Raw genomic sequence first — 17,288 nt, forward strand, 5'->3', positions numbered from 1 at the left:
AAGGTATTTTAAAATGAAAAATTAATAAAATTCTATATTTCTAAAATATTAAGTACCTTATTACAAAGCTCTAAGGTATCCGAAGGATTACTTACTTTAACAACTAACGCTCCTGTAAAGGCAGTAGGATAATCGTTTCCTCCAGGATACATACGATCGCCAATAAAAGTAATTTTTTCAATATTAAAATCACAATATTGAGATAGCATTCGCAAAGCTTGAGCTTTATCGTCACCGCGCCTGTATATATCGATGCTAGTATCTCCTCCAGCGCGTACAGCAAAATTAGGTAAAGCTTGAGAAATGCTTTGTGCAAGTTGAGCTTTCAAACAACCGCTAGGATCCCAAGTTTTTTTATATTCAATAGGAGCTAGTTGTCCTAGTGCCGAAAAAGTAATTTGACTACCGCGGTTCTCTATCTGTTCTCCCCACAGCATTGGATCGCCGGGTTCTTTCCAAACGCCCATATTTTTTGCACACTTGTGTATTGCATCAATAACGCATTGCGCTTGCTTAAAATCGATACTATGCTCATAAACACATTGCAATGACATGTCATTATTCACACGATAATAACTAGTTCCATTAGTGGGCATTATGTGAATATTTTTAAGATTAGTGCCAGTAGTTAGCATATCTAAAATTTGCTTCTTAACTAACTCTAAGCAGCCACCTGTTATTACAGCAACAGGAATTATATCAATCAGTTTACTTAATGATTCAGCCATCGATTTAAGCATAGGTTTTTTAGAACATGCCAGTGTGTTATCTAAATCAAAAGCAATAAGAGACGATTCAGCAATGCCCAAGTCAAGATTAAACTCATTCCAATCATGCACTATTGGTTTGAGCATTACAAATCCTCCTGACTTTTAAAACCATATATACAGTATTCTATAGTGTGAGCGTATTTCACACACCGCATATTAATTATTTACATATTATTGCCCTAGCCTTCTCGTAAAGTGGAAGCATGACAGGTCTAATTTGGGAAGAACGTCACTATAGAAATAGGCATGGTAGAGGTCTTAGGGCACCAATATTTGGTACTCGCCTGCCACAATATAGAACCGCTAGCGGAATGTTCGATGCTATGGTAGCGGCTCAAATTAGACGTCTTAACAGTGCTTGGAGAGCATTAACTAAAGACGTTCAATTTGCAGTAGAAGATGTGCCACCTTCACAACCACTGTTATGGGAACAAAACCGCAGAATACTTTCACAAGCGTTTCCAGCTAGCCGTGGTATGCAATCTAGAATTGTGTTGTATAGGCTTCCGCTATGCACTCATGTAAGCAGCAGAAGTGAACTTCAATATGCTATCAGAGATGAGCTTGTGCAACGCTTAGCAGAACTATACGGTCGCAGACCAGAAGAAATTGATCCAGATTGGGGTTTGTAAACAATTTTTAAATTAATTAAAATTATTAAGTATTTTAATTAATTTATAGTCGCTTATAGCAACATTTTTATTCGTATTATTGCACAATATGATTGTCAGTTTTAACGTATACCTTCATTTCTTGCGGCTCCAAAGATTGCGCAGAAAGCCAAGAAATACCTGCTATACCAGCCTTATCGATTTCATCTTTATGAATACGGGCAGACAAAGAAACTTTGCTATGCGATTTCGCAATAAACATAACTACATCGTGCGAAATGTCTGAAACAGGAATTCTTAAAGATGCATTCGCAGGAATCGTTACGTTTTTTGTAGCAGCTAATACACCATTTAAATCAAATCCTTGCAAACGCACAGAAGTATCTTTATCGCTTGAAGAAGAAAGGTATAGAGCTGTTTCATTAGCAGAAACAGGTGAAACAATTGCGCCACTACCTTGCACGTTAGATGGTGTAATAAAAGCTACATCTGACTGATTATCTTTGCCATCTTTAGTAATAGACATCATTACTTGAGTAGGAACATCTCCACTTACGCTCAAAGCATTAACATGCTCTGGAACTTTTCCAAGATCGACAACTTGCAAATGGTGTGCTTTTAACGTTAAATTCTTTACTTCTTTAGAACCTGTATCATTCATCCATGAAAGTGTTACATTACCATCTTTATTTGGCCATACATATAACTTAGATTGATCGCCTTCACTAATACCTGAAAGAATATTTGTGTTAGATTGAGTGCTTAATTCATGAACAATATCTACACCTTTTACAGATAAGCCACTCATATGAACGACTTTTACAAATGATGCTATAGGTGTCTGCTCGCTTTCAACTTGCACATATAATCCAGAAGTCTTAGGAGAAGCAGCAGCAAGATCAAAATATGCGTGAGAACGAGCAGGAACAGTAAAAGCACTTCCTGTAGAAAGATTTAACTGATTGTTGCCATGTTCTGCAGACCAAGCTTTAACACGAACAACAGTAGATTTTGAAGCAGCATTAAATGCTTCTAAACGAATAGAAATTCCATCAGCAGATTCTGGAACTAGGAATGTCTGTTTCATAGACGGCATGGAACAGGTAGTTGCAGATAAACCTTTTACGTCACCTTTAGTAGCCCATGAAACCATGGAAGCAGATATTCCAGTGCCAGATCCAACTCGTGATAAATGTCCTTCTAGAACTTGAGCGTCATGATTTACATTATTGTTAGCAATAAAAGCTGACGTATCATCATCAGTTGATTTTGAATTCAACGTAATAGATTGATCATTGTTATCTCGTATGTTACGCAAGCTAGAACTATACACATCTCCAAAAGCACCATAACGAGCAGAAGATTGTAAATCGCCTTCTGATTCGTTATATTCGCTATCACCATATTGAGTCAAATCTGGAAGAGACAATCGAATAGGACAAATAGTTTGCAAACGAGTAGAACCAACACTACTTATAACGCCACTAGATGGAGTATTAGGATTATCTACAAAGTGAGGCATTGGTAAGCATAATGCAACAACACATGCAGAAGCAATAAGTATTATTGCACTAAAAATAGCAAGTGAGACAATACTGACTATTTTGTTCTTGCGATTAATATCTACATCTGCATTTACTTCACCATGCTTAGAGCCCTCATGAGGATTTTTATGCCAGTTCATCTAATTCCTCCTCATGCCTGTCATCTGAACGTTCTATCATTGCATGTCTGCCAAATCGAGGCACGGCAACAATACAGTACAGCAGTAATACCATAGAAGAAACAATAATCCAAGGAACTCTCCACGCAAGAGGCCTAGATCGATAATACGGAGATGTAGAAGACAACGACTTAGAATCAGGCACACCATCAAATCTGCAATAAGTTCCTTGCGGTGATGAAACAACTAATTGTGTACCGTCAGAAGCGTTAACGTGTGCAATTAATTGTTCAGTAGCTTCTTTGTTAACATTACTTACAGTTTGCACAGAAGGATGTAACAATTGTTGTATTGACACAGAAGTTTTATGGGAAACCTGCTTATTTTCTGAACTATTAACAATATAAATACCGCCAATTCCAAGTTGCTTTAACGTTGAAATTGCGCCATTATCTGCATGAGATAACAATTGTGCTGAGGCGCGATATATTGCTTTATTGCTTGATGAATCACCAAACATTACTTGTCTAACACGAAGTGCTGGAGATTCGTCTATTGCATCTCCCTTAGATGTTCGCATAATAGAGATTGACAAATCATGGCTACTTTGAGCTCTTAAAGCAAGTATTCGCCGAGTATCGTCTTTTCGCAAATAATCAGAAACAACCATAGGGAGCTCATTGTTATTTGCGCAAATAGATGTAGCAGGTCCGCTCAATACAGCAAAAAGACCCAAAAGAACCGCCATAGTCAACATGCCACTTGCAAGAACAGCGCGTGCTACGCGAATTATGTGCTGCAACAATTGTGCCGCAGAACGACGCATTGCAGCACGTCTACTTGCACGAGTTTTATAGTTATCAAAAATTTGGGACTCAGATTCCTTCGAAGTACGTAGTGGCTCAAAGCGTCGAACAGCTTGACCGGCAACCATGCACATACAAGATAAAATGCCGACAGTAGATAATGCGACTCCAGGCAAAACGCTTGCAGCAACAGGTCCCGAAATATCGGATGCAACTACAACACGAGCAGCAATAAGAGATAACAGCATTCCGGAAATAATCACAACCCACATCATTCGAGAAACTCGCAAAGCAAAAGGCAAAGTTAATGACGTAACAACCATAACAACAGCTAGAATTGCAAAAATTACCATTATTATTGTTCTTAAGCTCATCAATGGCATATTAATTTCAACATTAGGAGAAGCCATATTAAAAGCGTGCAACAAAACATCAGCGTAATCGCTTACGCGTGGAGCACCTTGCACACTTCTCAATGGCAAAGCCATACTAGAGAACAATTGACGCCACATTCCAGATCCGCCATATCTAATAGCACTTCCTATTGTAGGAAGCAGAACAATTATCGATGGTATAGGCATAAGCGCAAACATAATGCGATGAGAGCGCACCATAATAAACGCTGCAATAAAAATAACAATAAGAGGCAAAACAAGCTGCGGTTCTGCAGCTACTGGAACCATAAAGCATAATGCTGCGCATGCTGCACATTGAGTGGATTTAACAGGACGCACAGGATCTTCTGTTACGTACATTCCAACAGCATGGAACGCAAAAGCAAATGCTGCAGGCAAAAATGCCATAGTCATTAACATTGGCAAATCACCGCGTGCAAACAAACCAAAAGCAATAGCAATCATAGTCCAGCAAATACCAGCGCATACACGTACAGTATCCGAGCGCGTAAATACGCCAGCAAGAGCCCAAAAACTTAAACACATAGCTGGAGCAGCTAAGAAGAACATTAATGTGACAGCCAATAACGGGTTAGCACCAACCACAGTTGATGCGATTGCCCAAATACTTAGCCATGGTGCTGGAGGAATTGCAGGTCCAAAACCATCATCAGGAACCCATGCACCAATAGCAGAATTCCATAGTTGATTGAAATCTGCACCCGTTGGTAACCATTGCTGCGCATTCCAAGAAGCGCCACTTAAAATTTCACGCCATGGAGAGCCATATAAATTCAATATGACTGCAAAAAGAAGAAGAGACGCAAGAATAACAGCACTCCACCTACGCAACACTCGAATATGCAAATGCCGCTTCGCTAGAGGACTTAACAGCACGAAATGCTGTTGAGCTTGGAAAGCAGAACTACGATCACGCCAACGTGCAACTTGATGACGATCTGCGATAAGAGGAACAAGTCGCTTTAATGGAACACGAGTATTCCTTGCAATCCTTCTGCGAGCAAAAACTGCTCTAGGTAATTGCATGATAGCAAGCCATGGCAAAAGCAGACGGATCCACGCTATATAAGGATGTTTAGCAAACAGCGAATGCAAAGCGCCAACGAAACAAGCAGGCAAACTAAGAATCCATATAAGAGGCCACAAAAAAATACTAATATCAGTGTATTTGTAACGCTGCTTAGCTACGAGAGAAGCTGCTACACCATATTTAGATCCTGAATTATTATGATTTCTAGCATCACCGTTACGAGTACGGATACCTTCTAACCTTGCACGCCTGTGTGCAATACGAGCTGAAGGAACTACAACAACACGACCTCCAGATAGACATACTCTACGACAAAAATCTCTTGATTCGCCAAAAGTTGTCATCCATGGTTGCGTACCGCGTAAAGTCTGCCATGCAGTTAATGTGACTAAAGCACCTGCTAGCGATACTGCATACACATCTCCACGCCCATCATACTGTTCTTGATCTGGCTCGCCGTCAACAGTAAGAGTATGAACATCGTGACGCCAAGCATACATTCCAACGTTGTGCAAGATATTTCCTTGCCAATCAACTTGTTTAGCTCCCAATACTGATGCAGTCGGAGTATTGCGCCAAGTTTCACGCAAATATTCTAAGCAATGGAAGTCTGCAGGACGAGAATCATCATGCAAAAGCCATAATGCAGAAACTCCTGCACAAGGCAAAATCTTGCGCAAAGATTTTTCTATTGCATCTCCAAAAGAATGAGCATAAGAAATGGGAATAATAATTATGCGTACAGATTTATTTTCACTATTGTTTACGCGAGCATTATTTACGCGATTAGTATTTGGTCTATATTTTGAATCGCTATCAATTGTATTATTGGAATCGATATTATTAGCATTCTGCAATAATGATTTTCTAGTATTAATTGCTCCCGCAAGCATAGATGAATTAATTTTTATTTGTAAATTCGTTTGCATAGTCTGCTTTACTCGACTAGCACAATCGACTATTACCAAAGTTCCAGGAAGAATTGATTGACTTAGTACTGCATGTAACGTATCAGCATAAAAACGAGTATCTCGCTCCACACACATCATTGCCATAATGGACGAATCCACATCATGAGGATGCGCATCTTTCGCAGATGACAGCACCTGTAAAACTTCGTCTTCAAATGTAAGATTATGAGCGGTTATCGAATCCATACTTACCAGTTTACGCAGGGGGTATGTATCCACCAAAACACAAGTCGTAATTCTAAATAAATTTATACATATTTTATTAATATTTTTGTTCATATTAACCAGTGCATTCCATATAAATTTAATTAGAATATTTGCTTAAACTTATTAAAATTTTCATTAAAAGATCAAATAATATTCAACACAACCAGGTGTCATAAATCTCATTGCCATGTACTATAATGGCGCGTTATATGTGTCCATTGAATATTGATTTATTCGATGGCAAAAGAAATGATATTGCCACAACCTAAAAGGTTCCTCATTATTGAGAAAGAAGGTACGATGACAACTTCACGGTATCATGAAGGCATGCGGTACCAACCAGGCGAAGATTGGAATTCAACTCCTCATCATAGTCTTGGTTATAGAATGATTAACCGCACGCGCAAGATACTGTGTATGCTTGTTATTTCAGTACTTACATTCTTTTCAACAATCATAGCTGCAGTGTGGTTAGATTTTTCTTCTGCTGTAAGTAACAGAGTTGTAAACGTCATATCTAAAGATCCAGAAGCTAATCAGACACTTGATATTAACGCAGGCAAACCAGTAACTTTTCTTGTTTTAGGTCAAGATTCTCGAGATGGGAACAATCAAAGCTTCACACACGACGGTGAAACTGGTGATCATCAGTCAGATACTACTATGGTAGTTCAAATTAGCGCAGATAGATCATACATGAATATCGTTTCTATTCCACGAGATTCTATGGTAAACGCACCAGCATGCGACACTACAAAAGGACATATTCCTGCAAGAAAACATGTGATGTTTAATTCAATTTTCGCCTTAGGATATGCACAAGGCGGAGATTTAGCCTCAGCAGCATCATGCTCGTTAAAAGCTGTTAATTCACTTACTGGTTTAAATATCCATCATTTTATAGTCGCTGATTTCAGTGGATTAAGCAATATGATTGATGCAGTTGGTGGAGTATCCGTATGCATCCCAACAGCAACTCGCGATGCCTATACGGGTGTAAATTTCAAACAAGGAATGCAGCATCTTAATGGTCGACTTGCTACTCAATACGCTAGAATGCGCCACGATACAGCAAGCGATGGCTCTGACATAATGCGAACAACAAGACAGCAATACTTGATTAAACAGCTTTTACATCAAGCACTGTCTAAAAACTTATTTACTCAGACAAGTGAGCTTTACCAGCTTGCAAAAGCATCGTTGGGAGCATTAAATATAAGTGAAGGCTTGGCCAATCCTACCACTTTGGTCGGTTTGGCATTAAGCATGCGTAAATTAGATTCTTCACATATTTATGCTCGTACTACTCCTGTTATTCCAGATCCTTATGATCCAAATCGTGTTGTATGGTCTGACGAAGCAGACAATATTTGGGATTTAATGCGTGAAAATAAACCGCTATCGCTAAATCATAAAACTAACGGCACTAACAAAAAGAATGCCAATAATTCGCCTAAGGATACGAACGATCAAGACAATGAAGATACGGATGACAATAGCAATATAAGCGAAAACGACAAACTTAATAAAACTACAAATCCAAAGAAGATGGGACATGTTGATCCAAAAACAGGATTAATAAAAAATTCTCAAGGACAACTTATTGATCCAAATACTGGAGGAATTGTAAATCCTGAAAATGGAACTATTCACGATCCACAAACAGGACAATACGTTGGCTTTGCAGACAAGTATGCAAACAATGTACTTTGCGCTGTGCCTAGAAAAAAGTAAACAATTAAGCAAGATGTAATCTATGAATATTAATGTACGAGCATAAAATTTATATATTATATATTCATAGTCATTGAAGATACATGCTTATTTTGGAGGATGAATGAATTCGAGATTGTATGAGGACCCTTCTGAAGATAATATAAACCCACCTATCTTCACTCCTTCTCATAATAACGATTCATCTAACTCAAACGTGCCTCCTAGTTTCACTCCAAAACGCGTAAAAAGAGGCAAAATAGAGTCTAATGCGCTTCCATCACAAGCGCCGTCTTTTGCGCCTACAACTCAAAGAACAAGAATCTTAAAAAGTCCAGAACAATGTTCTTCTAGACCTGTTTCTTACACATCGCAATTGCAACCAAGACCAGCACCGCGCACAAGTTCTATTTCACAAATGCGTATTCCAACAACTATAAATAAAGCAGTTGGAAGTGCAGCAAAAATACTACCGCACAAACCGCACAGAATTTTACATGCATTTATTGCATTTTTTGTTGTTCTGGCAGTAGGTGTAACTGGTTTTGGGGTATATTCGTGGAACTGGGTTGACTCAAGAATTAACCGCACTACTTGGCTTACTAATACTCCTAGCACTCAAGGCAAAGCATGGCTTATTCTTGGTTCTGATCAAAGAGAAGGCGAAGAAGCTAAAGAGATAACAGGATTTAGAACAGATACTATTCTTGTATTGACAAAGCCGAGCAATGGTCACAGCTCTCTAATTTCTATTCCTCGAGATTCTCTTGTTTCTTTAAATGGCGAACAAGTAAAAATTAATAGCGTTGCGCAAGCAGCTGGAAATAAAGCATTAACAGCAGCAATAGAAAAAATTACAGGTCATCGCATTGACCATGTTGCAGAAATACGTTTTGGCGGTCTTACTAATGTTGTTAACGCTATAGACGGCATTGATTTATGCTACAACCGTACCGTAAGCGATAAGTTTAGTGGGTTAAATTGGACTTCTGGATGCCATCACGTTGATGGGAATACAGCGTTAGCATTTTCGCGAATGCGATACGCAGATCCAGAATCTGATTTTGGACGAGCTGCACGTCAACGAATGGTTATTGCAGCTATTATGAAAAAAGCTTTAGATCACAATACATTATTGAATTTTGGAAAAGTAAAAAAGCTTGCTGAAACGGGACTTGCTTCAGTTATTTTTGACGAGAAAACCAATCCAGGAACATTATGGGAAATGGCTCAAGCATTCAAAGAAGCAACTGGACCGTCAGGCATATCTGGAACAGTATATTGGACGAATCCTGACTATCAAGTTCCAGGAGTTGGTTCATCTGTGCTTCTCGATGATGCTAAAAACTTAGATTTATTCAACCAACTTGCATCAGGCACTCATAAACCTGGATCAGTTGGAACTCTTGCTGAGCAACAATAATTTCGAAGTATTGTTGTATAAACAACACTTCAATTAGATACCATAACTTAGAAAGCACTAAACTCGTATCTTTTAACCACAATCTTGCATAAGTATTGCACAAAAATCAAAAATATTGTCTCATACATTTATGAGTAACAAATCTAATACAGGAATGTCTACAACTAAAGTACTTATGCATGTACAGATGGCAGCGAGTATAGTTCCCATATTCGCTCACATAGCATTGGCTATAATGGCATGGATGCAAAATAATTGGATGATGCTAACCATGATTATTCCAAGCATTATGATGTACATAGCAAGTCTTATTCCACAAATTTTTCAATACATATCTGAGAAAAATTCTGTTCAAAGTGTTCAACAAAATCAGCAAATTCAATTATTAAACACTACGCAATCGTCAAATAACTTAACTTATAATCAACAAACTGTAGAAAGTTTGCCAGATACTATTACACCAGTAAGTTTAGAAACATTACTTATGAGAAGAAATGCAATTTCTAATACGCAACATCACTGGAAAGAAGTATTGCAAATATGGTTAAAAAATGCAGGAACATACGACACAAAAAACCAATCTAATAGTATGAAGGAAAATCTAAATACAAATATTTATAACTACTTACCTAATTCAAAAACTAAACACCTTATAGCTCCACTTGGAATAAGCAATAATGGATACTGCTATTTAGATTTAATTAACAATGGACCACATGCTTTAGTTGCTGGAACAACTGGTTCTGGTAAATCAGTACTTCTTACGACTTGGTGTTTAGCTTTGGCTTTTCAATACGGCCCACAGCAGCTACGGTTTGTTTTTATGGATTTTAAAGGAGGAGCAACTTTTGACATACTATCTAAACTCCCACATGCTATGGGAAACGTAGGAGATTTAAATCTTAAACACGCAATACGCGCTCTAAAAGGTCTCGAACTAGAACTAGATAGACGAGAAAGACTAGTAGCTCATCATGGGTGTAATAATATTGCACAAGTAACTCCAGCTGAGCCTTCATTGCTTATTGTTATTGACGAATTTCATGCTTTAAAAGATCAACTTCCCGACTACATGCCTCGTCTTATACGAATTGCATCAGTAGGCAGATCTTTGGGAATGCATATTATTGCTGGAACTCAAAATCCACTCGTACAAGTAAGCGCAGATATGAAAGCTAATATTTCTATTAATATTTGCTTGAGAGTTAGAGACGGAATGCAATCGCAAGAATTATTAGGAACAGCGCATGCAGCTAGAATAAGCCCAAATACACCAGGAGCCGCATATTACAATATTGGAGAAGGAGTAGCTGCTTTGCGATGTGCTCAAAGCAGCAATCCTGCACATTTAGTACGAGCAATACAGTTAGCTGGTAGATTCTGCCATCATGATCATTCTCCAGAATTATTTAGCAAACCATTGCCGTCGATCCTTTCAGCAAAACAACTTGCAGAGTATTCAAATAATTACAAATACAAAAATTCGGAGCAAAAAATATCTCAAAGTTTACGTACTCAAGAATTTCATACGAAGCATATTATTATTGGTTTGCAAGACGATACCATACACTTATATCCTGCTCTATTACCAATTCACCTTGGAAATATCGCTGTTATTGGAAGTAGAAAACAAGGCAAAACAACAATATTAAAAATAATTTCTAAAACTTTAAACCTGCCAATATATTCAGGAAAATCACTATACGAACAAAACATTAATAACATTTACAACGAAAATACGCCAATCATTATTGACGATGCGGATGAATTGCTTGATCCGCTAAATACGAGACAAACTGCTATTGCTTTTCAAAAAAGATTAAATAGTAAACAATACCCAGTTATTATGAGCACTAGCACTTCTCGCTACTTACGTTTACCTGAGCAAGCACCAGTGAGGATAATATTTCCAACAGGAGATATTGGCACAGATACAATGCTTGGAATACCTTCTGCTTTATCTAAAAGTTTTGATATTGAAGACTATCAACTTCCAGGACGATGTGTTTTAATCACTCCAGGATCAGCAAGTTTAACTCAAATAGTGCACCTAGAATAAAATTTATTCATAGTGACGCATCTTGACTTTTACGTGCGCGCATTGCTCTACGCTTTAGAGTTCTACGCTCATCCTCGCTTAATCCTCCCCACACACCGTAATCTTGGTTAGTTTCTAATGCGCATTTTAAGCACTCTGTTGCAACATCACATGAGCGACATACTGCTTTTGCTTCTTCAAGCTGTTGAACTGCTGTACCAGCACTGCCAAGAGGAAAGAACAGTTCAGGATCTTTGTCACTACATGCTGCTGTTGTGCGCCAATCAAACGAGTTGCTCATGAATTATTATCCTCATTTCTTACCTACAACGGTGAGCTTTAGAAGTTCCCCTGAATGTAAGGAAATCATGAAAAGAAAGTTTTTTCAAGGTATTTTGCATCTTTATTAGCAATTTTAATTGTTCCTATACTTTTTACACTAAATGTATAACATTTAATGCACGTTGGAAAACAATTTTTACTAAAGCTACTCAATACCAGATACGCGCAATTTAATGTCTAACACTACCCTAGTTCCGCCTTCTCTTCGAGGAGACCAACGAACTGTACCACCAAAATCGTTAGTGACAAATGTGTTTATGATCTGCGTTCCAAGGCCAGAGCCAGATGGTTTAGCCATTCCATGAGAAGACTCGCTATCTATACCATCTCCATCATCTTCAACGACAATATTAAGATTGTCTCCGCCCCTACCAACTGCAATACGAATATGACCTTTTTCACGACCTTCAAAACCATGTTCAACTGCATTCGTCACTAACTCAGTTAAAACAAGAGATAATGGTGTAGCATCCTGAGCTGCTAATCTGCCAAATTTTCCAACAAAATCAATATCAATATTTTGATTCTGAGACGCCAACTCAATTGACATCTTCAACAAACTCGAAATAACTTTGTCAAAATCAACAATTTCGTCAGCAGTTTGACTCAAGCCTTCATGAACTAGTGCTATAGTTTGCACACGACGTTGAGCTTCCTCAAGTTCTTTTCTAACTTCAATAGATTTTGTTTTACGGGCTTGCAAACGCAAAAGAGCAGAAACAGCCTGTAAATTGTTTTTTACGCGATGATGTATTTCAGAAATAGTGGCATTCTTAGTGCGCAATTCTTGCTCACGTCGCAAAACTTCAGTAACATCACGACATAACACTACAGCTCCAACACGATTATTTGGACCCCACAGAGGCAAGGAGCGCATGGAAACTATAGAATGGTTCGCTTCAAGTTCACAATCTACATCAGCTTTTCCAGTTAATACAAGAGGTAAACTTTCGGGAACATTATCGTTTGTATGCAACAACCTAGTGCCAAATTCGCTTAAATATTCACCTTGCATAGTATTTAATCCACCGAGTCTGCGGAAACAACTAATGGCATTAGGGGAAGCATAACGAACTATTCCATCGTCTTCTAGCACAATAAAACCATCGGATACTCGAGCATTATGTCGCTGATTTAATACAGATTCATGATATGGGAATTGTTCACGAGGAATCATGTCAAATAAAGTTTTACCAGCATTGATACTTTCGGTTTCATAACGACCGTTAGATTCACGCGTTGCCAAATTAGTTTCGCGCATAACTAATCCGATGGTTTTACCCCTATGACGAACTGGAGCGTAAACGTAGCATACAGTAGCTCTACCAATAGAACGTAAGGTTGAAGAGTGGAAACTTGTCTCAGATTTCATCGCCTCATTAAGCTCAGGTACTAAAGAATCATCTAATTTTTTACCTAACAAATCATCAGTACGCAAAGTAATAGCTGTTGAAGGACGACATTGTTCAGCAACAACATAATCACCGTCACCATTTTGAATAATCAGCAGCAAATCTGCAAAACTCAAATCTGCAATAACCTGCCAATCGGCCACCAAATGATGAAGCCACTCACGATCACTGTCATTAAAATCAGGACGAGTAGCAAGAATGTTAGAAAAATCAGCCATAATGTAATAATATATCGAACTCACAGAAAATTCTGTGAGGCATGTTGTTGTTTTGAACAAAAAAACCGCTTCTCCTCAATTAAGAGAAGAAGCGGTTTAATAATTTATAAATTATTCTTTAAAACTAGAAGCCAAACTTAGCAGCAGTTTCGCGCAAAGTTTCAGCAGAACGCTTCAAAGCAGCCAACTCACGATCAGAAACTGGAGTGTTTAGACGAGAGTTTACACCATTGCGATTAAGCAATGTTGGCACAGACATGCACACATCAGAAATACCGTGGAAGTCATCGAGCAAAGAAGACACTGGAAGAATGCGGTTAGTGTCGCGAAGAACAGCCTCAACAATATCTACACCAGACATAGCAATAGCGTAGTTTGTTGCACCCTTACCGTTGATAATCTTGTAAGCAGCGTTAACAACTTCCTGATGGATTTCTTCGCGCTTAGCAGCATCAAGTGGCTCATGACCTGGAAGAGCGTTCCAATCGCACATTGGAACACCACCAATGGTTGCAGAAGCCCACAGAGGAACTTCAGAATCACCGTGTTCGCCAGCAATGTATGCGTGAACGTTCTTAACATTAACGCCAGTGTGCTGAGCGATCAAGAAACGAAGACGAGCGGAATCAAGGTTGGTACCAGAACCAAACATTTGGTTTGCTGGAAGACCAGAAAGCTTCATAGAAACGTGCGTAACAACATCAACAGGATTAGTAATCAACATGTAAATTGCGTTAGGAGCAACCTTCACAACGTTCGGAATGATTGACTTCATGATGTTGATAGTGGCTCCTGCAAGCTCCAAACGAGTCTGACCTGGCTTCTGGCGAGCACCAGCAGTAATCACGACCATGTCAGCATCACGGCAAATTTCCACATCGTCAGAACCGGCAATAGAAACTGCAGGATAGAAGCTAGAACCATGCTGCATATCCAAAACTTCAGCTTCAACACGTTCCTTAGCAATATCTTCAAGCACAATCTCACGCGCAACACCACGCTGAGCAGCAGCGAAAGCGAGAGTAGATCCGACTGCGCCGGCACCAATAATTGCAAGCTTAGTTGGCTTAACCTGCGAACTCACCATGAGCAAAAACCTCTTTTCAACAACCTATCACACCCTTATAAGCACACAAAATACCACGATTTATGCATTACTAAGGGCTGCTCTCACATTAAGAGCTTTTGGTATGAACACCTTTACTCTAATCGCACCACCGGAATTTATTATTACAATGCTACTTTCATAAGTTTTGCAGCTAACGATGGTCCGACCCAAGCAATAAGTTCAACCCCAGAATCTACATATTCTGCCTTTTCAACTACACCATTTTCACGAACTTTTGATAATAATCCACCAAACTCGTACGGCAAAGTTACATCTACACGAACACGAGGAGACGGTAACAATTCTTCTAAACGATTGCGCAATATTTGTAAATTTTCGCCACTGAATGCAGAAACAATAACAGCATCAGGATAAAGAGAAGAAAAACGTTCTCGCGCAGCATCACTCATCATGTCTGATTTATTCAATGCCATAATTTGAGGTATATCTTCTACACCAGAAATATTAGCGAGAACTTCGTTTACTGCATTAATTTGCGAAATAGGATCTGGATGCGAACCGTCAACTACGTGCAAAATAACGTCTGCTTGTCCAACTTCTTCCAAAGTGGATTTAAATGCTTCAACTAATTGAGTTGGAAGTCTGCGAACAAAACCAACAGTATCTACCAAAGTATAGCTTCTACCATCTTGAGTTTGAGAACGACGTACTGCAGTATCAAGAGTTGCAAACAGTGCATTTTCTACTAATTCTTGTGAACCAGTAAGACGATTTATAATAGACGACTTGCCAGCATTCGTATACCCAACAACAGCTACAGTTGGAATATCTTGTCGTCTACGAGAACCGCGTTTTACATCGCGCGCAGGTGCCATATTTGCAATATCGTGGCGAAGTTTAGAAATACGATTTCGAATAGCTCGACGATCCATTTCGATTTTAGTTTCGCCAGGACCTCTAGAACCAATACCAGCATCTCCTGCAGCTCTACCACCAGCCTGCCTGGAAAGAGCAGCACCCCAGCCTCTTAACCTAGGTAGCATATATTGCAATTGAGCAAGCTCAACTTGAGCTTTACCTTCACGGCTTGTAGCATGCTGAGCAAAAATATCCAAAATAACAGCAGTGCGATCTACAACCTTAACTTTGGTTGCATCTTCTAAAGCTCTACGCTGGCTAGGTGGTAAATCATCATCAACAATAATCGTATCTGCATCATGTTGAGCAACTATTGCTGCAAGCTCACGCGCTTTACCTGAACCAACATAAGTTGCAGCATCTGGCCTATATCTTTGTTGCAACATGCCATCGCAAACAACAGCACCAGCAGTCTGTGCCAACGCTGCAAGCTCACGCAACGATTCTTCAGCTTGAGCAAGAGTTCCTTTTGCGCTAGACCACACTCCTACTAGCACAACTCGCTCAAGACGAAGCTTTCTATACTCAACTTCGGTAACATCTTGTAATTCGCCAAGACCAGCTACACGCTTTAAAGCATTACGAGATTCACGCTCCTGCCAAGCTTCATCATGCTTTTCACTGTCAGAAGTAGTGTCTAAAAGCACATCCGAATGAGCATAAAGCACTGCATTATTGGTGAGATGATGCTCATTCATATTATTAGAATCATTTTCGAGGGAGGAAAGATCGTTTGAATTAAGCACATCATCTCGCCCGGATGCCACATTACTATCCGCCAACTGTCCCTCCTCTATTTCATTGTAAATAGCGTTTTACAACGTTTGTCTTATTATGGTGACTTGAGACGACAATATATGAACACAACCTATATGTATGATATGTAAATAAAGATACAATAGTAAAAAGTATATTAATAAATTTAAATTTATAGGCGAAATACGGTATTTTTGAGCGAGATCATGGAAAGTCATCAACAATTTAAACAATACGATAAAACCAAATCACCAAAATCAGAAAAAACGCAAAAAATCAGTGGCGAACAATACTTTTCTGCAACACCATCATCTTGCGATGAGCGAAGAACGTTACATGTAACTTTGAGAAATCATGAAACTGTTATACAAGTCTCAAACGGAGTATTCAGTGCTTCTAAGCTTGATCTAGGCACGTCTGTGCTACTAAAACATGCTCCAAAACCACCAGAAAATGGCAAATTCCTTGATATTGGATGCGGATGGGGTCCTATAAGCATTGCAATGGGCTTAGAATCTCCAGAAGCTGAAATTGTAGCTGTAGATGTAAATGAGCGAGCGCTAGAGCTTACTGAACTAAACGCAAAAAACGCTGGCTTAAAGCATATTCGCACTTCTTTAGTAGATGACGCTTTAAAAGAAAATAATACTTTGGAATTTAATAATTTTGATCTCATATGGTCCAATCCACCAATTCGCGTTGGAAAAGAAATGTTGCACGACATTTTGATGACTTGGATTCCGCGTTTAAAAGTGGGAGGAGCAGCTTACTTAGTTGTGCAAAAAAATCTTGGCTCAGACTCACTTATTCCTTGGCTTGCTGAAAATCTTGGCGAAAACTACAACGTTGAAAAATATGCAAGCTCTAAAGGATACCGAATTATAGAAGTACTAAAAAGTAAGCACTAAAGAAGTACCAAAAAAGT

The 17,288-nt window shown here is 38.9% G+C and carries 12 protein-coding genes; 5 read left to right on the forward strand and 7 right to left on the reverse strand.

Annotated features, from left to right (window positions below; genetic code table 11):
* Positions 1-32: 32 nt before the first annotated feature.
* The gene (locus HXT38_RS03420) at positions 33-854 is read right to left on the reverse strand and encodes an HAD-IIB family hydrolase (RefSeq protein WP_421791623.1); all 822 of its coding nucleotides are present in this window, start codon (positions 852-854) and stop codon (positions 33-35) included.
* Between the two features lie 119 nt (positions 855-973).
* Here HXT38_RS03420 and HXT38_RS03425 point away from each other — a divergent pair, with 119 nt between their 5' ends.
* Complete coding sequence (locus HXT38_RS03425; protein WP_004119868.1) at positions 974-1,402, forward strand: metallopeptidase family protein; 429 nt, start codon at positions 974-976, stop codon at positions 1,400-1,402.
* A gap of 76 nt (positions 1,403-1,478) precedes the next feature.
* Here the strand turns inward: HXT38_RS03425 and HXT38_RS03430 are convergent, their stop codons facing one another.
* Together HXT38_RS03430 and HXT38_RS03435 are read right to left on the reverse strand one after the other, a co-directional pair.
* The gene (locus HXT38_RS03430; protein ID WP_004119870.1) at positions 1,479-3,065 is read right to left on the reverse strand and encodes a DUF5719 family protein; all 1,587 of its coding nucleotides are present in this window, start codon (positions 3,063-3,065) and stop codon (positions 1,479-1,481) included.
* Positions 3,052-6,453 carry a glycosyltransferase family 2 protein gene (locus tag HXT38_RS03435; RefSeq protein ID WP_421791625.1) on the reverse strand — a complete coding sequence of 1,134 codons (3,402 nt, stop codon included), beginning with the start codon at positions 6,451-6,453 and terminating at the stop codon, positions 3,052-3,054. Before HXT38_RS03435 ends, HXT38_RS03430 begins: the two co-directional genes overlap by 14 nt.
* A gap of 321 nt (positions 6,454-6,774) precedes the next feature.
* On the opposite strand from HXT38_RS03435, the gene HXT38_RS03440 reads away from it, so the two are divergent.
* The 3 genes from HXT38_RS03440 (at position 6,775) to HXT38_RS03450 (ending at position 11,669) form a co-directional block, all read left to right on the forward strand.
* Positions 6,775-8,208, forward strand: coding sequence for an LCP family protein (locus HXT38_RS03440; RefSeq protein ID WP_064340731.1), 1,434 nt, complete (start codon positions 6,775-6,777; stop codon positions 8,206-8,208).
* Positions 8,209-8,311: 103 nt separating this feature from the next.
* Complete coding sequence (locus HXT38_RS03445; protein ID WP_032842522.1) at positions 8,312-9,610, forward strand: LCP family protein; 1,299 nt, start codon at positions 8,312-8,314, stop codon at positions 9,608-9,610.
* A 235-nt stretch (positions 9,611-9,845) separates the two neighbouring features.
* On the forward strand, positions 9,846-11,669 hold the full coding sequence (locus tag HXT38_RS03450) for an FtsK/SpoIIIE domain-containing protein (protein ID WP_421791627.1): 1,824 nt from the start codon (positions 9,846-9,848) through the stop codon (positions 11,667-11,669).
* Between the two features lie 7 nt (positions 11,670-11,676).
* On the opposite strand, the gene HXT38_RS03455 is transcribed toward HXT38_RS03450, so the two are convergent.
* From HXT38_RS03455 to hflX, 4 genes are all read right to left on the reverse strand, one after another.
* Positions 11,677-11,949, reverse strand: coding sequence for a WhiB family transcriptional regulator (locus HXT38_RS03455; protein WP_004107118.1), 273 nt, complete (start codon positions 11,947-11,949; stop codon positions 11,677-11,679).
* 186 nt (positions 11,950-12,135) lie between these two features.
* Positions 12,136-13,620 carry a sensor histidine kinase gene (locus HXT38_RS03460; protein ID WP_004107121.1) on the reverse strand — a complete coding sequence of 495 codons (1,485 nt, stop codon included), beginning with the start codon at positions 13,618-13,620 and terminating at the stop codon, positions 12,136-12,138.
* A 124-nt stretch (positions 13,621-13,744) separates the two neighbouring features.
* On the reverse strand, positions 13,745-14,707 hold the full coding sequence (locus HXT38_RS03465; RefSeq protein WP_004107125.1) for an L-lactate dehydrogenase: 963 nt from the start codon (positions 14,705-14,707) through the stop codon (positions 13,745-13,747).
* A 143-nt stretch (positions 14,708-14,850) separates the two neighbouring features.
* The gene (gene hflX / locus HXT38_RS03470; protein ID WP_101886183.1) at positions 14,851-16,305 is read right to left on the reverse strand and encodes a GTPase HflX; all 1,455 of its coding nucleotides are present in this window, start codon (positions 16,303-16,305) and stop codon (positions 14,851-14,853) included.
* 264 nt (positions 16,306-16,569) lie between these two features.
* Here hflX and HXT38_RS03475 point away from each other — a divergent pair, with 264 nt between their 5' ends.
* Positions 16,570-17,271, forward strand: a complete 702-nt coding sequence (locus HXT38_RS03475) for a class I SAM-dependent methyltransferase (protein WP_004107129.1) — start codon at positions 16,570-16,572, stop codon at positions 17,269-17,271.
* The last annotated feature ends 17 nt before the right edge of the window (positions 17,272-17,288 follow it).

The sequence above is a fragment of the Gardnerella sp. DNF01157 genome, from assembly GCF_049244225.1.
GTDB lineage: Bacteria > Actinomycetota > Actinomycetes > Actinomycetales > Bifidobacteriaceae > Bifidobacterium > Bifidobacterium leopoldii.